General features: G+C 30.6%; 15 protein-coding genes. All 15 read right to left on the bottom strand.

Annotated elements, in window-relative coordinates; genetic code table 11:
- Positions 1-40: 40 nt before the first annotated feature.
- The 15 genes from E1J38_RS13160 to E1J38_RS13090 all read right to left on the bottom strand — a co-directional run bounded on the left by E1J38_RS13160 (position 41) and on the right by E1J38_RS13090 (position 17,483).
- Positions 41-1,936 carry a transglutaminase-like domain-containing protein gene (locus tag E1J38_RS13160; RefSeq protein WP_186525870.1) on the bottom strand — a complete coding sequence of 632 codons (1,896 nt, stop codon included), beginning with the start codon at positions 1,934-1,936 and terminating at the stop codon, positions 41-43.
- A 345-nt stretch (positions 1,937-2,281) separates the two neighbouring features.
- Positions 2,282-3,385, bottom strand: coding sequence for a signal peptidase I (gene lepB, locus E1J38_RS13155; RefSeq protein WP_133357298.1), 1,104 nt, complete (start codon positions 3,383-3,385; stop codon positions 2,282-2,284).
- Positions 3,386-3,527: 142 nt separating this feature from the next.
- Positions 3,528-3,869, bottom strand: a complete 342-nt coding sequence (locus E1J38_RS13150) for a DUF1573 domain-containing protein (RefSeq protein WP_186525869.1) — start codon at positions 3,867-3,869, stop codon at positions 3,528-3,530.
- A gap of 16 nt (positions 3,870-3,885) precedes the next feature.
- The gene (locus tag E1J38_RS13145) at positions 3,886-5,067 is read right to left on the bottom strand and encodes a DUF4934 domain-containing protein (protein ID WP_133357300.1); all 1,182 of its coding nucleotides are present in this window, start codon (positions 5,065-5,067) and stop codon (positions 3,886-3,888) included.
- Between the two features lie 55 nt (positions 5,068-5,122).
- Positions 5,123-5,380, bottom strand: a complete 258-nt coding sequence (locus tag E1J38_RS13140) for a hypothetical protein (protein WP_133357301.1) — start codon at positions 5,378-5,380, stop codon at positions 5,123-5,125.
- A gap of 488 nt (positions 5,381-5,868) precedes the next feature.
- Entirely contained in the window at positions 5,869-6,582 is a 714-nt protein-coding gene (gene lepB / locus E1J38_RS13135; RefSeq protein ID WP_255449899.1) for a signal peptidase I, read from the bottom strand.
- 700 nt (positions 6,583-7,282) lie between these two features.
- Positions 7,283-8,530 (bottom strand): DUF4934 domain-containing protein, encoded by a 1,248-nt coding sequence (locus E1J38_RS13130; protein ID WP_133357303.1) that lies wholly within the window; start codon positions 8,528-8,530, stop codon positions 7,283-7,285.
- 85 nt (positions 8,531-8,615) lie between these two features.
- Positions 8,616-8,948: a hypothetical protein gene (locus E1J38_RS13125; protein WP_133357304.1), complete on the bottom strand. Its 333-nt coding sequence runs from the start codon at positions 8,946-8,948 to the stop codon at positions 8,616-8,618.
- Between the two features lie 280 nt (positions 8,949-9,228).
- Positions 9,229-9,429, bottom strand: coding sequence for a DeoR family transcriptional regulator (locus E1J38_RS13120; RefSeq protein WP_133357305.1), 201 nt, complete (start codon positions 9,427-9,429; stop codon positions 9,229-9,231).
- Between the two features lie 12 nt (positions 9,430-9,441).
- On the bottom strand, positions 9,442-10,956 hold the full coding sequence (locus tag E1J38_RS13115; RefSeq protein WP_133357306.1) for a TolC family protein: 1,515 nt from the start codon (positions 10,954-10,956) through the stop codon (positions 9,442-9,444).
- Positions 10,953-14,021 (bottom strand): efflux RND transporter permease subunit, encoded by a 3,069-nt coding sequence (locus E1J38_RS13110; protein WP_133357307.1) that lies wholly within the window; start codon positions 14,019-14,021, stop codon positions 10,953-10,955. Before E1J38_RS13110 ends, E1J38_RS13115 begins: the two co-directional genes overlap by 4 nt.
- A gap of 16 nt (positions 14,022-14,037) precedes the next feature.
- Complete coding sequence (locus E1J38_RS13105; RefSeq protein ID WP_133357308.1) at positions 14,038-15,141, bottom strand: efflux RND transporter periplasmic adaptor subunit; 1,104 nt, start codon at positions 15,139-15,141, stop codon at positions 14,038-14,040.
- Between the two features lie 37 nt (positions 15,142-15,178).
- The gene (locus tag E1J38_RS13100) at positions 15,179-15,781 is read right to left on the bottom strand and encodes a hypothetical protein (RefSeq protein ID WP_133357309.1); all 603 of its coding nucleotides are present in this window, start codon (positions 15,779-15,781) and stop codon (positions 15,179-15,181) included.
- Entirely contained in the window at positions 15,781-17,055 is a 1,275-nt protein-coding gene (locus E1J38_RS13095; RefSeq protein WP_133357310.1) for a DUF4934 domain-containing protein, read from the bottom strand. Before E1J38_RS13095 ends, E1J38_RS13100 begins: the two co-directional genes overlap by 1 nt.
- A 59-nt stretch (positions 17,056-17,114) precedes the next feature.
- The gene (locus E1J38_RS13090) at positions 17,115-17,483 is read right to left on the bottom strand and encodes a hypothetical protein (protein WP_133357311.1); all 369 of its coding nucleotides are present in this window, start codon (positions 17,481-17,483) and stop codon (positions 17,115-17,117) included.
- Positions 17,484-17,564: the final 81 nt, after the last annotated feature.

The raw sequence follows: 17,564 nt of genomic DNA, 5'->3' as shown, positions 1-17,564 counted from the left end.
ATTTTTTTAGCAATAGTTTAAAGCAACAAATAATTTAAATTTACAAAAATGAGTCATCATTTTCATATTCTGAGCACCCTACCCAAAACTGATTTCCATTTTCGTCAAATTTAAAGACAAATTCTTCCTTGCCTCTTGAGTTATTCTTTAGTAGATATAATAAATTTTTTGGAATTTTATTATATACCAAAACAGTATCATCTGCTTTTTTCACTCCTAAAGACATCCATTTTTTATCCCAATAATGCAACTCGTAATTATCTCCAATATTAACATGATTCTGGTCATTTCTAGCTTGAATTTCGAAACCATAAACTTTCTTAGGTTTGTTAAAGGCATAAGTAATCGATAAAAATTTTCGTTCTACGTATGATAATTGATTATTATCAACAATGTTAGTATAATCCTCTGGTTTTTCTTCATCGTTAATTAGTATATTACTCCAATCTGTTGCGACTTTTCCCGTCTTATCCTCTATTAACTTAAGAGTAGCAATACTAACTTTTCTACCATATCTCTTGGCTTTAAATCGATAAAATTTATACGCACAGGGGTTTTCAAAATAAATTTTAATGCTTTGTGTACTTTTAAAGGCGGTAATTTCATCAATATCAACGGAATGTTCATCAGCATCAATATTCGAACCTTGAATTAATATGCCATTTAAATCTTCAATTCTTTGAAGCTTTTTCATTTTATTTATTACCATAAAGGGCGGAAACTTTCTTAATACTATGGCTTTATCGAGGATAGTAGTTGTATCATTAAAAAACACAGTTTTTCCTTCTTTTGTAAGTTGAAAAGGGTAGTTAATTGGTGTATTGGCACTTTCTACATAAGGGAAGTAAATAATATTATTTCCCATATTTTTAAAAAATGCGCTGTTATTGGTAACTATTTCTGCTGTAGCAATCTTAAATAACGATTTACTTTTGTCGTAAATACCCAAAAAAACATTGTCGTTACCAAGTTTATCTAAATTCCAAATAGCCGGAATAGTTACATCAAACACATCTCTATATAAATGGGTTACATCTAAAGCTGGTGCTGTTTTTTGATGGTACTGCTGCCTAAATATTTTTGGAATACTACTTATTTTATACAATGGTTCTAAATCGGCATACACAGGGCCACTATTTAGAGACCTTTGCTTACCATTATTTAAATAAAACACCCATGTATGTGCGCCACCACTGTTGTTGTCTGAACCTCTTTTTATAGTATAATCAACACCCGTTGGAATGCCTATGGCTCTTAAAATAGATACAATGTAATTGGTTATATCAATGCATCCGCCTATTTTAATTTGGTCCATTTGAGTTAAGGAATAGGAGTAATTATAAAGTGAATGACGCTGTGGTACTACTCTAAATCTATTAATATCAAATATTTTCTTAACAACTTCATCTAAAGAATTTGTTTTTAAGGAATCATAAACCCATGAGTATTCTTTAAATAGTTCTTTTCTTTTATTGGCCTCAATGGGTTCTTGTCCAACTCTATAGGGTAAAACATAATGTAAAAATTCATCAAAGTTCTTACATAGTTTTATTGGCATTTTTTTATGAGCCGTAAAAGCTAGTTCAATATTGTCAATAAGATATTGTGCATCCAGATATCTTACATCATAATTCAAAACTGGTGATTTATCTAAAAATTGATTTGCCTTTGATATGGAATCTAATAGCTCCCCTAGTTTCGTGTGTGTCGAGTCTTTCGGATTTTTTTCGCGAGGATATTTTTTGATTTGTCTTTTGCGTTCTTTACCCGCTTGCAAAAAGGCTTCATCAAATATTTTGTGACCTTTTAAAAAGGAATGATAGGGCATATTGGCTATTAAATAATAAGCCGATTTTAACTTTAAACTGTCCTTAGGGTCTTTATTATAGGTGTTAATTACTTTTAATAATTCTCTTTTATTCTCTTCAGCTAGCATAAGAGATTTTTCTACTTCTTCAGGAAATTTATTTTTATTACAAGAAAATAAGATTAAACTTAATATAGTGACAAAAGATAGCTTTTTAAATATCATGGTTGTAGTAAATATTATCTGTTTTATTTTATGTTTTGAGGTGTTATAAATTGAAAATTTTTACTGCTATTTAGTATTCTAACAACTATCACTTTCTTGACTACTAAACTGAAGTGGTTATCTAATCGTGTCAATGAAATGAAGAATCTTGTATCTATTCAAATTATGAAACGTAATAATATAAGATTCTTCGCTACGCTTTAGATTGCACTGGCAAGAAACTTTATAATTAAACATAGACATGTGTTTTTAATTTACAGATTTTAAGAAACGGTCCCAATTAAACGAACCACCATAATTAGAAAACAAAACATAGTCTACCTTACCAATTATGTTGTCTTGGGGTACAAACCCCCATGCTCTGGAATCTGCGCTTTTAGACCTATTATCTCCCATTAGAAAGTAGTAATCTTTAGTAAATGTATATTGTGTTGCTATTTTATCATTAATATAACATGTACCCTCAACCCTTTTTATAGTTACGCCTTCACAGCTATTTATGGCTCGTCTGTACTTAAAAAAATTAATCAAACTCAATTCAATAGTCATTCCTTTTTTAGGTACTACAAATGGCCCCATGTTATCAATGGTCCATGACAGTATTTTTGTTCTGTCAAACGTTTTTGTTTTGCGTTTATTAATTATTGTGTCTTGTACGAATTGAATTAAATCACCTTTAGTTAAATTATCCAATTGTTGTTTGGTTAAAAACCCTTTTACAAAAGCAGTACTATTAAAATTCAAATCTAGTTGTAAACTATCTGTTAGTTTTTTTAAATCAACATTTTCATCTTTAAAAATAAAACTATATTCTTTTTTCACAGTGGGTGATTCTTTAGATATTTTACCGTTTACAAAAACAGTGGACTGTTTTATCGTTAAAGTATCACCTGGTAACCCCATACAACGTTTCACCAAAATGAAATCTTTTTTCCAAGTAGAGTTAAATACCATCATGTCTCCTTGTTGTATCAAAGAAGTACCTGACAATCTCTTGTATGGCCACCAGTACTCTTTTTTTCTATCTTTTGCGATTTGACTAATATTACAAATTATATTAATTAAAGGTATGTCAAAAGGTGAACGTGGTAACCTAGGACCATATTTTAGTTTGTTAACTACAATTATATCACTAGTAAATAATTCATTCTCCATGGAAGAGCTAGGGATTTTATAGATATCAACGAGCAATAATCTAAAGGTAATTAACAGATAAAATACTAGATAAAAAAAGAAAAAACATCTTATAGTTTTTTTTATCAGAGGTTTTTTGATTTTAGATAACAATTTCAATAACCTATATCCTCCAATTATATAAATTAAATTAAGTACAACTAACCATGTTATAATCATAAACTGAATTTGTTAAATTATTTATCTAATTTTTGGGGCTGTAAGACTTAATTTATATAGGTCAAACATATACGTTCTGATTGAAAAATAGCCTGAAGACATAATTTCTTACAAATACCATACTTATTACTCTGAAAAAAAATTAATTCTCTCTTATAACGGTTCCCTTTAAAATTAACAACTCTTCATTCTTCTGGGAATTGGAAAAAACACTTATTAATTGTTCAAAATAACCATATCCTCTACTGTGATAACTTATTTTTATTTCACCCTTTCTGTTTGGTTCAATTCTTTTCACATAATCTTTTGGAACCGTACAGTGACAATCTGTGGTGATTCTTTTAATAATTAAGATTTCTTTTCCAATATTTTTAAATTTAAAAGAAACATCAATGATGGTATCTCTTTTAATTTCACCTATATCAATAATTTTTTGAGAAAACGAAATTTCAGGATAATCGCTATTGCAACCGATCAGAATCAATAGAAAAAAACCAATTTTATTTAATATCTTTAACCTCATAGATTAATAAATAAGGGTTGTCATTTTCAGAGAAACCTTTAAGGTTATCATTAATGTACTGATAAAATTCCGGATTGGAATCCTTGAATAATTGGGCTTCCTTTGAATTTATTAGAAATTCGTACAAAGGATAGTTTAAGGCAGAAATAAAACTTTCCGTTTTAATACCAATTTCATGGGATAATAGACTGTATAGAAAGGAATCTTTGAGGTTATATGGAGATGCTATAAATTTATGACTGTTTTTAAAATAATAACCTTTTCTATAATATTTTCCTTTTTTAAATCTAAATGCAAGTACCTCATTATTGTCGCAGTAGAAGTTTATTAAATGTGATATATTGTGCTGCTTTCGCTCTTTCACAAACTTGTCCAGATTATATCTATCCTCTTCTTTCCAAGTGTCCTCACCAAAATTGAATTGATATTTAGGGGTTAAATAGTCCTCGACTTCGTATACTAAAGAGGAGGTAGCTTCAGTAAAATAATTAGATATTCCTTGCTTGTGAATACCTCCGGTATAACCAAAGCTTTTTATTTTAATATCTTCAGGGAAGGGCACATCGTATTGAATCACTTTTCCATTTAAATCGGTTCTTGTTAGTGTCATTTTAGTTTTTGATGAACGTCCAGACATAAATACTAAGTTATCGTTTTTGGTTAAGACAAAGCCATGAACAAAAAAATCTAAACTTATTCTTTTTATAAAGTCTCCTTTTAAAGAATATTTAAAAAAAGCTCGATTAGGTTCAGATAGAAGTAAAATTTGATTCCTTTTCGAATCTATTTCAAAATCAGTAATTTTAATGTATTCCCCAGGTCCCCTTCCTCTTTCCCCTATTTTATTGATGAAGACGCCAGCTTCATTAAATACTACAAGGTTAGAGGTTTTTTTGTCTAACACATAATACATGTTGTTAAAAAACTTGACTTTATCTATGTTTGCCAGTTTTATATTCGTAAATAATTTTAGAATTTTGAAATTCTTAATGTAATCAACTAGTTCATCTTTTTTTGATGATTCGGTTAGATTAATTTTAGTAGGGTCTGTTGCGTGTTTAATGAGTGTTTGTTCTTTCTTACAGGAACTGACAAAAAGTATTAAAAGTAATGAGTTAATGGCTATTATTTTGTTAAGATATCTCGAGGTAGTTTTCATTAGAAAATTTTATATTAAAAGAAGGTAGAAAACTTTTCTACCTTCTGAATTTGAATTAATTACAATCTGTTGGGACGCATGTTATGTCGCAACCATTGATGCAATTTATATAAACACCGACTACTTCCTGTCTCAAGTTAAGGCAGTCCTCTTCTGATGATTCATAAACACCAGGACCTTCACACTCAGCATTCGCACTATTGAGTTGGAATAAATTAGTGATATTTGTGTTTGAACCATTAGTAGAACTAGTACTAAAGAACATAGCCATTGCAACAAAAGCTGTTCCGGCAACTCCGATTACTTTTTTCATTTTGTAAATTTTAATTTTTAAATAAATATATAATTTTTAAAAAGTCTCTTAGGAAACACTACTTTTGTGGAATGTTAAATAACCTGTTATCCAAATAACTTATTTGGTTTTATATGAAAACCTCCTCTGGGTATTTTTTGTTTATGTCATTGGCATGAATTTTTAGTTAAACAATTTGTGATTATATGTTTTAACCTAATGCTCAGAGGTTTTTGTATTTATATTACATAATTATCCTACAAAGTAAAATCTTTACAGGGACAAATTCTGTCCCTTTGCTATTTTTTTAGAAGATATCTGTAGTTTTTGGTTTTTCAATTACGATTTTCACGTAATTTTTGTTAAAGTGTAGCATGTTACTATCTTATCATTAATATAACATGTACCCTCAACCCTTTTAATAGTTAGGCCTTCGCAGCTATTTATGGCTCGTCTGTACTTAAAAAAATTAATCAAACTCAATTCAATGGTCATACCTCTTTTAGGCACTAAAATGGCCCCATGTTATCAATAGTCCACGCTAAGGTTTTTGTTTTATCAAACGTTTTTGTTTTACGTTTATTAATTATTGTGTCTTTCACGAATTGTATTAAATCATCTTTAGTTAAGTGCTCCAATTGTTGTTTGGTTAAAAACCCTTTTACAAAAGTCGCATTATTATAATTTACATCTAGCTGTAAACTATCTGTTATCTTTTTAAAATCGACGTTTTTATCATTTACAATAAAACTATATTCTTTTTTTACAGCATTAGTTTCTTTATATTCCTTACCATTTATAAAAACAGAAGTCTCTTTTATTGTTAAGGTGTCCCCTGGTAACCCTGTACAACGCTTTACCAAAATAAAATCTTTTTTCCAAGTAGAGTTAAATACCATAATATCTCCTCGTTGTATGGTGGTGGTACCTGATAATCTCTTGTATGGCCACCAGTTCTCTTTTTTACGTTTTTTCGCGTTTTTGTTAAAATGACAGCCTATATTGATTATGGGTATATCAAAAGGTGAACGTGGTAATCTTGGTCCATATTTTAATTTGTTTACTAAAATAACGTCATTAGTAAATAATTCATTTTCCATGGAAGAGCTAGGGATTTTAAAAATATCAAATAAGAATATTTTACTATATAAGAATAGCACTGTGAATATGATTAAACTTACATGTCGTTTTTTGAATTTCTGCAATAAAAATGTAAACAGCATTATAAGAGAGATAAAGCTCGCAGCGAACCAAAAAACTTGGGAAAACATGTATGTAATAAAAAAAAGGCCCGAAGAGATTAGTATAAAATACTTCCTATTCAACATATTCCTTAGTTTACCTGAAATTAATTATTTGGAAAAATCATCTGTAATACTATTCAAATAATTTATAGTCCTTTGGTTTATTTGTTTTATTGGAATAAAAGTATTTTCTATGTTCAATTCACTATTTAATACAAAGAAAACAGGTACTGACAAATTATCTAATTTGTTAATTCCCAAAGAATCGTTGATTGTATTATATATTTTAAAATTTGTTAATTCATTAATTCGTTTGAATAATAATAAATGCCTTGGGTTTCGGTAAAATGTAATCAAAACTAAATCGTTAATGTCCAATTTATTGTTCTTTATTTTAGTTTTCAAATTCTCAAGTTCGACCATGACACAGCTGTCACAATTGAGCTCGCTAAACCTAAAGATTAACTTCTTTCTTTTAGTAATTAGACTTGAAATCAGTACAGTATCATTATTCTCACCAATCATTTTGCAATCTTTGATAGAAAGATTATTTATTTCATTCTGAATTGTTGCATACTCCTTTTTGAGACTACCATATGGATCATCATTCCGGGGATGTTTTTTAGACAAATTAATGTAAAGTAAGCACGAGATTAGTAATGCTATCAGTATTATAATACTAATTTTGTTTCTTAAATTCATACACAAATAATACAGGGTTGCTATTCTCGTTTGTATTAATCATAGCGTTATAAAATTCGGGTTTATTTGTTTGAAAATGGTGTTTTAGTCCTTCATTAGAAGCCATCATTTTTCTATTAACATCTAGAAGATAAGGGTCTATAACTTTTACAAAGCCATCATTGATATAACCATTTGGGAAAATTTGCTCTTGGTGTCCTACGACTTTTCCTTTTTTTAGTTTATGAAAAAGATAAGTCTTTTTGCTATTAGAGTCATAAAACATAGTGTAGTATTTTTTCTTATAGGAAAAAGCAAAGTTCAGAATACCATTATCTTCCCTGATTAGGTCGATATTTTTAACATATAAATCACTTTTAACATAGGATTTCTCTTGATCCTTTAAGAACTGTTTTTTTAGATTCTCTGGGTATTTTTTGTCTTGAAAATCAATATAAAAAGAGGGCCTTAAAGTATCGTTTCTTATTGTATAGATAGTATCATTTAAATATTCATTAAAATAAACAGTATTATCAAATTTAGATATGGTTCTAAAACCTAAAGAATGTCTATCTTTTTCGTAAGGATTTATAAAAAAAATCCTACTTTTCACTTCTTGCTTTTTATTAACAAGTATTAGTTTATAATTTAAATCAGTGTTAACTCCAAAATTTAGAGTATATACCAAATAATTTTCTTTATCGTACAGCGCCATTTCTCTTCCGTAAAAACCCAGATAAAATTCTGACTTTGCTCTGCCCGTTTCAATATCTAGACTAATGACTTTATAAGATTGAGAATCAATTAAATCAATTTCACCAGATTCTTCATTTATAATAAAATCTGTAAGTTTTGCATATTCTAATGGTCCCTTACCTTTTGATTTAAATACCCATAAAAGCTCTCCTTTTATGTTATAACAATAAAACATTTTAGTGTTATGTTTATCTAAAACAAATATTTTTTCCTTGAATTGTCTTATAAGAGATATTTGTCCAATTGGCACGCTATTATCAAGGAAAATGGCTTTTTTAAAATCAAAGTAGTCATCAAAGTTTCCTTCAATAATTTCGTCAAGATCGACTCGAATATTTGTAGGGTGACTTTCGTGTTTGATGATGCTGTTCTGCTGGCTTTTTAGAGACGCTACAACTTTTCCATCGTATTCTTTGCCATTTTTACTTTTTTTAGCGCAATTAAATACTAAGAAACAACAAATACTTACAGTATATAATTTATACATCATAATTTTTTTAAACTCATTTAAATGTTATACCCATCCAATAATTTATGTTTAATTATGAGGATGGGTGTCTTTAAAAAGATCTGTTTTATCTGCAACCGTGAGGCTGGCACCATATACCCCAAGCATCACAATCATCTAGAGTTCCATCTTCCATACATGCCTCTAAAACGTAAAGTTTGTTGCCATATTGATCATAATCTCCATTCCATACAAGTTGGTAGCTTTCATACTGGCATGCCTCTGGTGTTGGAGCATCCCAATAACCATCTGTAGCTGTCCAAGGATCATCTTCGCTCTGAGCGTTTGCATTACTAATCAAATTATCTAAGGTTAACTTGCTTGTTAAGTTATTAGGAATATTATTCGCATTTATTGATGCCATTATTGCAATAACCATTGCTCCAATTATTTTTTTCATTTTATAAATTTTAAATATTATTTTTTATTAATTTAATTTTTCAAAAGTCTTAAAGGAAATACTACTTTTGCAGAATATTAAATAGTTTTAGTCTTGAAAACCATTTAGCCAATAAAATTAAAGACTTCCTCTGGGTATTACGAGTCTACATCATAGGCTTTTTTTTTAGTTAAACAATTTGTGATTATATTTTTAACTTGATGCTCAGAGGTTTTTGTATTTATATTACATAATTATCCTACAAAGTAAAATCTTTACAGGGACAAATTCTGTCCCTTTGCTATTTTTTTAGAAGATATTTATTACTTTTTCTGCAATAGGTTATGGTTTTGCCTTCATTTCTTAGGTTTTGTAGCATTCGTTTTATGGTTCTAACACTACAGCCATAATTATTAGCTACTTTTTCAATGTCGATTAATCGTTTCTCCTCAATTAAATACAACAAATGTTTTTCCTTTTCCTTTCTCTCAGAATATGTCATAGCTATATGGTTTTAATCTTCTAATATGTTGTCAAAATCTTGCGTTAAAGGGGTGTCTTTTATAAAATTATAAAGGGTTAACTGCTGTACTTTATAATACAAATTCCAATAGTTTTGCAATGTTCTTATATAATTTTCGTTGGCCTGTTGCCATGCTCTACGGGAGGTAGTGAGATTTAAAAAGTCTACATTGCCAGACAAAAACCGTTTTTCTGTAAGGTTATAAGATTCTTTCGCGAGGTCTCGGGAGCGCAAGGCATCATTGACCAACTGTTTCTGTAAATTAAAGTCTAATACAGTTAAGGTAACCTCCTGCTTATAACTTTCTTCATTTTGTTGTAATTCTATATCTATTACCTCCTTATTCATCTTGGCCGTTTTAATATTGCCCCTGCGCTCTCCCCAATCTAAAATGGGCATATTGAATTGTATAGATACCATTTGTTGGTCCAAAAACCGGCCATAGGCATCAACAAAGGTGTTTGCTTGCTGATTTAAACCAAAACTAGCACTTAGCGAGAGATCAAAACGGTTGTCTTTTATAGCTCTATCTAAATCTCTTAAAGCTTCTACTTTTTTTAGCTTTAAGTTCAAAATATCTGGATTGTTTTGGTAGGCCAACTCAATAGCCTTATTAATATCTATGGTTAAATTAGAAACGAGTTCTGGTAATTCTGGTAATACACCTTGGGGCAATTGATCTCTTAAAAACAATTGCAAAGCTGCCTCTGCCTTTTGTAAGGCCTGTAAATTTTGCGTTAAGGTGGTATTGGCGTTATAAACGTCTAACTCTAAGTTTAAAAGGTCATCGCGCTCAATGGCAATCACATCGTAGCGTTTTTTGCCTATATTAAATAGTTTTTCTGCTGTTGTTTTATTTTCTCTAACAATGGCAACTTTCTGACTTGCCAGTGCCCATTTAAAAAATAAATCGACCGCTTTTATATTAATGGTTTGCAGTTCTGATAAAAAATCTTGCTTGGCCTTTTGATACTCTAAAGGGGCTGTTTGCTTTTGCCATTTAAAGGTATTAAATGCCATTATAGGTTGTGTTAAACCTATTCTTACTGGAGTTGCGTTATAGGTTTCTAGTTTTGTTAACCCAAAATTCTCTAACCTATTAAAACTGGAGTTTATAAATAAGCGCGTTCCTGTGGCACCTATATTTTGAGATAAGGATAAATTGGCAAACGTGTTTATGGTTTGCTGTTGTCTAAACACATCTATATTTAACTCTGAATCATAACGTTCTACCAAAGCACTATTATAGGTAAATGGTCTAGCTTCGAAATCTATTTTGGGCAAGAGACTTGATTTAAAAGATCTAAACCGCCAGTAATTTACACCGTATTTACGTTTGGCTTTAAAAACATCTAAAGAGTTTTTACTCGCCAAATTAATAATGTCTTGCAAAGTAACTTTATTTACATTAAGCCGCTCACGTTGCTCTTGTGTAAAGCCTATGGTGCTAACAAAAAATAGGCTTGCTATAAGCATTGTTCGTTTTATGTAGAGGTGTTGTTTCATCTTTTTTTAGTAAAATGGTAATAACATAAGGGTATAAAATACAAACTAACTAGTGTGCCTAAAAGCATACCGCCAATTAAAGCTACGGCCAACGGCGCTTGTAATTCTGCACCTAAACCACCAGAAAACAATAAAGGCACTAAGGCTAAAATGGTAGTTAAACTGGTCATTAGGATAGGCTTTAAACGTCTTTGGCCGGCAACTAAAAGTGCTTTTATTAAGGAGTAACCTTGGCGTTTTAATTGAATGATGGTATCTATCTTTAAAATAGAATCGTTTATAATAATACCACTCATTACCACAATACCTATCATAGACATCAGGTTGATACTCATATCAAATAGTTTTAAAAACAAAAAGGCTCCTGCTAAATCAATGGGCACTTCTAACAGAATAATTAAAGGCAGCACAAAGGATTCAAATTGAGAAGCCAAAATAAAGTATAGTAGCAGTAAAGATATGAGTAGTACAATTTTTAACTCGTCCATAAGTTGTAGATTAGAGAAAAAACTACCCGAAAAACTAACATCGTAGTTGGTGTTTTTGCCTACAATTTGCTTTACGTTACTTATGGTATTTTCTATCTCAGTATCACTGACATTAAATGGCACTGGAAAATACTCTCCTTCTACTCCACCTGAAATACGCTTTAAATCTTGAGCTTTAACTACTTTTATAAAGTCTTTAATCTGAAAAAATGTACTATCTTGAGAAACCACCATAGTTTCAGTGAGAATGTTATCAATATATTTTTTAGTCCCACCTAATACAATAGGTACAACCTCTTGGTTGTCTGCAATAGACAAAATGTCTTTAGCATTAAAGGCTGTTTTTAAAGTATTAAATAAGGTGTTTATATTAATGTTATAGGTCAATAGTTTTTCGGTGTCTGCAACCAAGGTCATGTAATCCTGCCAAGCAATTGGTTTTAAATGTAAATTTTCATTACTACCGTCTAGCTGATACCACAAATTCTTTAGCTGCTTATTTTGAGCACTTCCTAAATTTTCAATATGACGTAACCTAGCGACTATAGGTGCTTCTTTACTTGAAAAAATGAGACTAAAAATATTATCTACATCATTATAATTATAAACAGCCTCTGGATACTGCTCTACCAAATCTTTGGCTAATCTCAGTTTAACATCGTAAATATCAGTCTCTGAGGTTCCGTTTAGGTAAATTATGGTTTCAGATATCTTTGTATCTGCATCTTTATCCAAAATAAATTGTTGGGTGCCTACCAAAGCCGTTTGGTTTGCTAATTGGGCTTTTATGGGTTGTAATAATGCTAAGGTGCGTTTTTTGTTTTCTTCCACATTAATTTGTTCATTCCAATCAATTTTTAGCAAGGTTTCGGTAGTTGTTATTGCAGGCATTTGCTTCTTTGGTAATAAACTAAATAGCACTACAGACAATAGCAAAAACAGTAGACATAGAACCCAAGAGAGTTTTTGTCTTCGCATGATCAAACGGAATCCTTTTTCGTAGAGCGCTTCATAGTTAAAGCGATTTGCCTTCTCTAAAAAACGCGTTATCCTACCAGAGCGTTTTCTGTCTTTTAAATGAAATAATCGATATAAGGTCGGCAGCAAGGTAACTGATACTAAAAGCGATATAAATAAGCCGATGCTTACCGCCATGGCTTGGTCGTAAAATAACGAACCACTAATGCCACTTAAAAACACTAATGGAATAAACACGGCGCAGGTGGTTAAGGCAGAACTTAATAAAGGTTTTATAACTTCATTGGTTCCCAAAACACAAGCTCTAGATAATGAATAACCTCTTTCTCTGTATTGTCCAATATTATCTATAACAATAATAGAATTATCAATCATCAAACCAATTCCTAAAACCAATCCTGATAATGAGATGATATTTATTGAAATATTTAAAAGATGAAAAAATAACAGCGAGACTATTATCGATGTAGGTATAGTAACACCAATAAGTAACGGCGACTTTACATTTTTTAGAAATAAAAACATGACGCCAAATGCCAAAAGCATACCCCATAGTAAACTTTGAAATAAGTTATTGATGGCGTAATCCAGTAATTTGGTTTGGTCACGAGTAATTGAAAAATTAATGTGCGGATAATCTTTTTTAAAAGCATCCATTAATTGGTTAAGAGATGTTTTTAGGTCATTCATTTTAGCATCACTTTGTTTAATAATGGCCATAGTCACCGCTTCATCGCCTTCCGATAACACTAAACCTGTCCTGTTTTGAGGATGCTCAATTACGTCTGCCAATTCTTTTAGTTGAAATACACGACTGCCCTTGTTTATATAAATAGATTCAATGTCTTTAATATTGGTGAGTGAAGTTCCCAGGCGAATGTCATATTGATACTGGTTGTCTTTTATTAGTAGGCTTCCTACATCAAGGTCGTTGTTCTTTATTGCAGATTCTAAATCATATAACCTAATGCCTAAAGCGTTCAATTTATTTTGATCTGGAATAATTAATATTTCGGAAGACACCAAACCGTTGATATCTACCATGGCAACTTCTTCAACTTGTTCAATCCGCCTTTTAATGACTTGGTTTACAAACCTGTTGAAGTCTACAAATTCTTGAGAAACAGGAAAAAGATCATTGGTTTTATCATCTACCTTTTTAGGTTCTTTGATAGTCATGCTTAAATAAAAGACAGGAATATCTGTGGCGCTGGCTTTTATAACTTTCGGGCGGTCCATAGTTTTGGGTAAACTATTTACTAGTCTGTCTATCTTTTCATTAACTTCTATAAACGCATAGTCTATGTTACTTCCATGTGTAAAACTCAGTCTAATAACACCATATTCATTACTAGCCTCACTATTGATATCTTTTAAATGACTTACCTGCATTAACCTAGAGCGCAATGGTTTTACCACGGCATCCTCCATTTGTCTAGCAGACATATTATCTGCCTGCACCTGAACCGTTATTTCAGGTATATCTATATCTGGCATTAAGGACACAGGAATAAAACCCAAGGCGTAGGCTCCTAGAATAAGTACTCCTATAGCAGTCGTTAAAACAGCAATAGGTTTATGTATTAAAAATTTCACCATAAATTCTGCTGTATACTTAGTTTTTTATTTTTATGGCAACCTCACTGTCGTGAGCTAAATTCAAATTGTTCGATACAACAATGGTATCACCAACTTTTAAAGTAGCACTACTTTTATCGGGGTGTGGTATTACAGCGTATTGTTTACTATTTTCGTAGATGGTTTGTACATAGGTCCAAAAGGCTTTGCCTTGTTGTACTTTAAACAATACCTCATGGTTGTCTCTTAAGACTACGGCTGCTTTTGGTACTACAAACTGGTTAGGTACATCTTTTTGAATAAACACTTTTACATTCATCCCTTCTAATAAATTGCCATCATTTTTAACTGTGGCGCTAATCAAAATGGTACCATCTTTTTCCACCTGTGGGTTAATGGTTGTTATTCTCCCTGTATAAGCGTTAGTTGTCGCAAAAGGCTGAATGGTAATAACATCATTTACATTAATATCATTTAATTCTGATTCTATAACCTGAAACACAACCTCAAAAACAGTATCGTTAATTAGAGTTAAAAATGGTTTATTTGAATTTACTTGTTCATGAATTTTGGTGTCAATATTGGCGACTTTACCATTAAATGGGGCTATAAGTTTGGTGGCACGTAAATCAAATTGCGCTGTTTCTAATTGGTGCTTGCTGTTTTTATAGCCCGACTTTATAGCCATTTTATCATATTCCTCTTGGGGTATGTTATCTGGCGTATTTGGATTAAAACCTCTACGGATTTGTAAATCTTTAAAGTTCAGTGTAGCTTGTTTTAAATCCAACTGGGCCTTGTTAACTTTTTGCTGAAATGTGTAATTGTTTAGACTTGCTAAAACTTGTCCCCTTTTTACATAATCACCATTTTTAACGTAAAGCTGTTGTAATTCCTCACTTACCTTAAACTTTAAATTACTCTTTTCTAATGCTACTAAACGCCCATTACTAACAATTTCTTTCTTAAAACCACCTTGATTGAGTAGAAGGATGTTTACCTCGTTTTTATCTGGGAGGTATTGTTTTTTGTTTGTAGTTTCTTCTTCATGCTTTTTAGCTCCATTATCACAACCTGATATCGTGATAAAACCAAGTATTAGAAAAATACATGTTGTGATATTTTGAGATCTTATATTCATTATTCAGATTATAACTATTGTTTGTGATTTACTAATTTTAGTATTTTAGGCGACTTAGTTGTTCAAAATATCTAACCTCTAAAATTGAGGATGATTTTATTGGGAAAAATATATTTGAAACTTCTAGATTACTATTTACAGTAAAATAATATGGATATTGCACTTCATCCATTTTGTTAAAAAAAGATAGCTCAGTATTGGTTAGCGAATAGATTTCAGTACTTATATTTCTATTTGTCTGCATTAATTTTAATTCTCTTAAATTAAAGTCTTTTGAAATAATCACATACTTAAATTCTGGATGTTTTTTTAAATAGTTTTCAACTTTATCAATAGCATCATTAATACAAGAATCGCATTGATTTGAATTTATATATAATACAAGATTTAATTTTGAAAATACTGTTGTAAAATAATGTAAGTCGCCTTCAATAGTTTTAAGCTTGTTGTTTTCAGGTATTTTAATGAGACCAGAATAACGGGATTGTAATAAAACTCTCGATCTTAATCCCTCAATTTCAGTAGAACATTGAGCCGATTGTTCTTTCTTATTTCTTATTAAGAAAAAAAGCATTAAACCTAAAACAAACATCATCAAAAGGAAACCCCTAAAAACTATATGTTTTTTATGGTACTTCATTAAAAATCTTTAAGTTTATAAGTAACAATTAGTGGATTATCCGTTTCCTTAATGTTTTTTATTATTTCCCAGTATTCTGATTTGAGACCGTTTTTGAATGTTCCGTCTTCAACAGCTTGTCTATAGTGAAATAACTCTATTGCATCTATTTTAGCAACAAATGAATTGTTTTCTCCAGCGCCAATAGGTTCTCTATATAACATCATCGAAGGATTGTCATTTGTGTATTTAAGCCCTCTTCCATACATTAAATTTTGTGATTCAAGATTTAAAATTATACTTGATACTTTACCACTTGAATAGAATTTAAAAAAGCCAAAATTATCAGATATTAAAAAATCTCCCGAGAAATGCACATGTTTATCCTTAAGGCTTCTTAATTCTTTAGTGCTAATTTGTTGTTTCCATACCTCATTAGGAAAGCCATTTTTTTCAAACTCAAACTTTATTAGGGGGATTAAATTACTATACTCTGCTTTCCATATGCCGTTTGAAAAAGGTTGATGATAATAAATACTATTATTAAATTTACGAAGCGGTCTTGTGGTTGCATAAACAAATGAATTCTCAGGTGTTTTAAAAGCTAAACCCAAGGGCACATAATTAGTATCCGCTACTATTAACCTGTAAGATTCAACTAATGGGATGTTTTCGTTTTTTTGGACTATGGAGGCACCAAAAACCAAAAAATTATTTCCGTACTCATGTTCAGAAACCATATAGTAAAACGGTTTTGAATCTATGAATTCACCTGAATAGCGATACCTTGATACTTTTCTTGACTTAGAATCTAAAATTGAAATAAACTTCTTTTCTGCGTTAATGGCTACATCTCTTATACTAAGTAACTCTTGAGGCCCTTTCCCTATTGCTCCAATTGAATTTAAAAACTTTCCATTTTCATTAAACCGTAGTAATTTATTATTCCTCTTATCGTGGATGAAATAAAAATTTGAGTCATACAATATGTTATGAATTCTACCTATAAGACTTTCTGAAGTAGTTTCTAGAGGAGTCAATTCAATATCATAAATTATGTCATTCAAATCCATACTGGAATTAAAGATATCTGAGGGTATAATAACTTTTGTAGCATCTACATTGTTTACATTTAAGAGTTTTACATCCTCATTTTTTGTCTCTATCTTTTCATTTTTACCACTTGAATCAATACTTTTTAATGAAATATTATTTTTTGATTCATTAGCACAATTAAAGAATAATAAGGTAAAAGCAAAAAATGAAAGCTTAATTAAGTTTTTTTTATTGTTCATCTTTTTTATTTATAATACCATAATAACCCTGAATTTTAGGGTTATTATGGTTAATTGTTTTAACAAGGATATTCAGGCTCACAAGAGTCCCAAGGACCCCATGCAGATTCACAATCGGATCCAGTAATTATTATTGGCTCATATTCAATATGTCCGATTAAATCATACTCATTATTATAAACTCTGATTGGTTTGCTATAGTCTGGGCATGTGTAATCTACTGGTACCGGTTTTTCAGCATACGGTTGTGGATCATCACACAAAGACGGTGGTATCCACGGTGGACACTCTGCATTTGCTGAGTTGATCGATATGGCATCTGTTAAATTAAAATTTACAGATTTACTGGTTTTAATTTTATTAGTATTTAGAAACATGGCTAACACAAACACTGCTAGAAGCCCTAATACTTTTATTATTCTTTTCATTTTATGAAATTTTAAATTTATACTTGTTATTATTAAAGTCTAAAGAGGCATACTACTTTTGGAATATTTAACAGACCAATC

Origin of the sequence: Seonamhaeicola sediminis, assembly GCF_004358095.2 — a bacterium.
GTDB classification, from domain to species: Bacteria; Bacteroidota; Bacteroidia; order Flavobacteriales; family Flavobacteriaceae; genus Seonamhaeicola; species Seonamhaeicola sediminis.
The sequence above is the reverse complement of the archived record's forward strand: the minus strand, read 5'-3'. Positions and strand labels throughout refer to the sequence as shown.

What these genes read in the sequence shown, in the direction of transcription:
- E1J38_RS13160 (WP_186525870.1), bottom strand. Translation starts at nt 1,936, where the DNA reads ATGCTAGCTGAAGAGAATAAAAGAGAATTATTAAAAGTAATTAACACC.
- lepB (WP_133357298.1), bottom strand. Translation starts at nt 3,385, where the DNA reads ATGATTATAACATGGTTAGTTGTACTTAATTTAATTTATATAATTGGA.
- E1J38_RS13145 (WP_133357300.1), bottom strand. Translation starts at nt 5,067, where the DNA reads ATGAAAACTACCTCGAGATATCTTAACAAAATAATAGCCATTAACTCA.
- E1J38_RS13140 (WP_133357301.1), bottom strand. Translation starts at nt 5,380, where the DNA reads ATGAAAAAAGTAATCGGAGTTGCCGGAACAGCTTTTGTTGCAATGGCT.
- lepB (WP_255449899.1), bottom strand. Translation starts at nt 6,582, where the DNA reads ATGCTGTTTACATTTTTATTGCAGAAATTCAAAAAACGACATGTAAGT.
- E1J38_RS13130 (WP_133357303.1), bottom strand. Translation starts at nt 8,530, where the DNA reads ATGATGTATAAATTATATACTGTAAGTATTTGTTGTTTCTTAGTATTT.
- E1J38_RS13125 (WP_133357304.1), bottom strand. Translation starts at nt 8,948, where the DNA reads ATGAAAAAAATAATTGGAGCAATGGTTATTGCAATAATGGCATCAATA.
- E1J38_RS13120 (WP_133357305.1), bottom strand. Translation starts at nt 9,429, where the DNA reads ATGACATATTCTGAGAGAAAGGAAAAGGAAAAACATTTGTTGTATTTA.
- E1J38_RS13115 (WP_133357306.1), bottom strand. Translation starts at nt 10,956, where the DNA reads ATGAAACAACACCTCTACATAAAACGAACAATGCTTATAGCAAGCCTA.
- E1J38_RS13110 (WP_133357307.1), bottom strand. Translation starts at nt 14,021, where the DNA reads ATGGTGAAATTTTTAATACATAAACCTATTGCTGTTTTAACGACTGCT.
- E1J38_RS13105 (WP_133357308.1), bottom strand. Translation starts at nt 15,141, where the DNA reads ATGAATATAAGATCTCAAAATATCACAACATGTATTTTTCTAATACTT.
- E1J38_RS13100 (WP_133357309.1), bottom strand. Translation starts at nt 15,781, where the DNA reads ATGAAGTACCATAAAAAACATATAGTTTTTAGGGGTTTCCTTTTGATG.
- E1J38_RS13095 (WP_133357310.1), bottom strand. Translation starts at nt 17,055, where the DNA reads ATGAACAATAAAAAAAACTTAATTAAGCTTTCATTTTTTGCTTTTACC.
- E1J38_RS13090 (WP_133357311.1), bottom strand. Translation starts at nt 17,483, where the DNA reads ATGAAAAGAATAATAAAAGTATTAGGGCTTCTAGCAGTGTTTGTGTTA.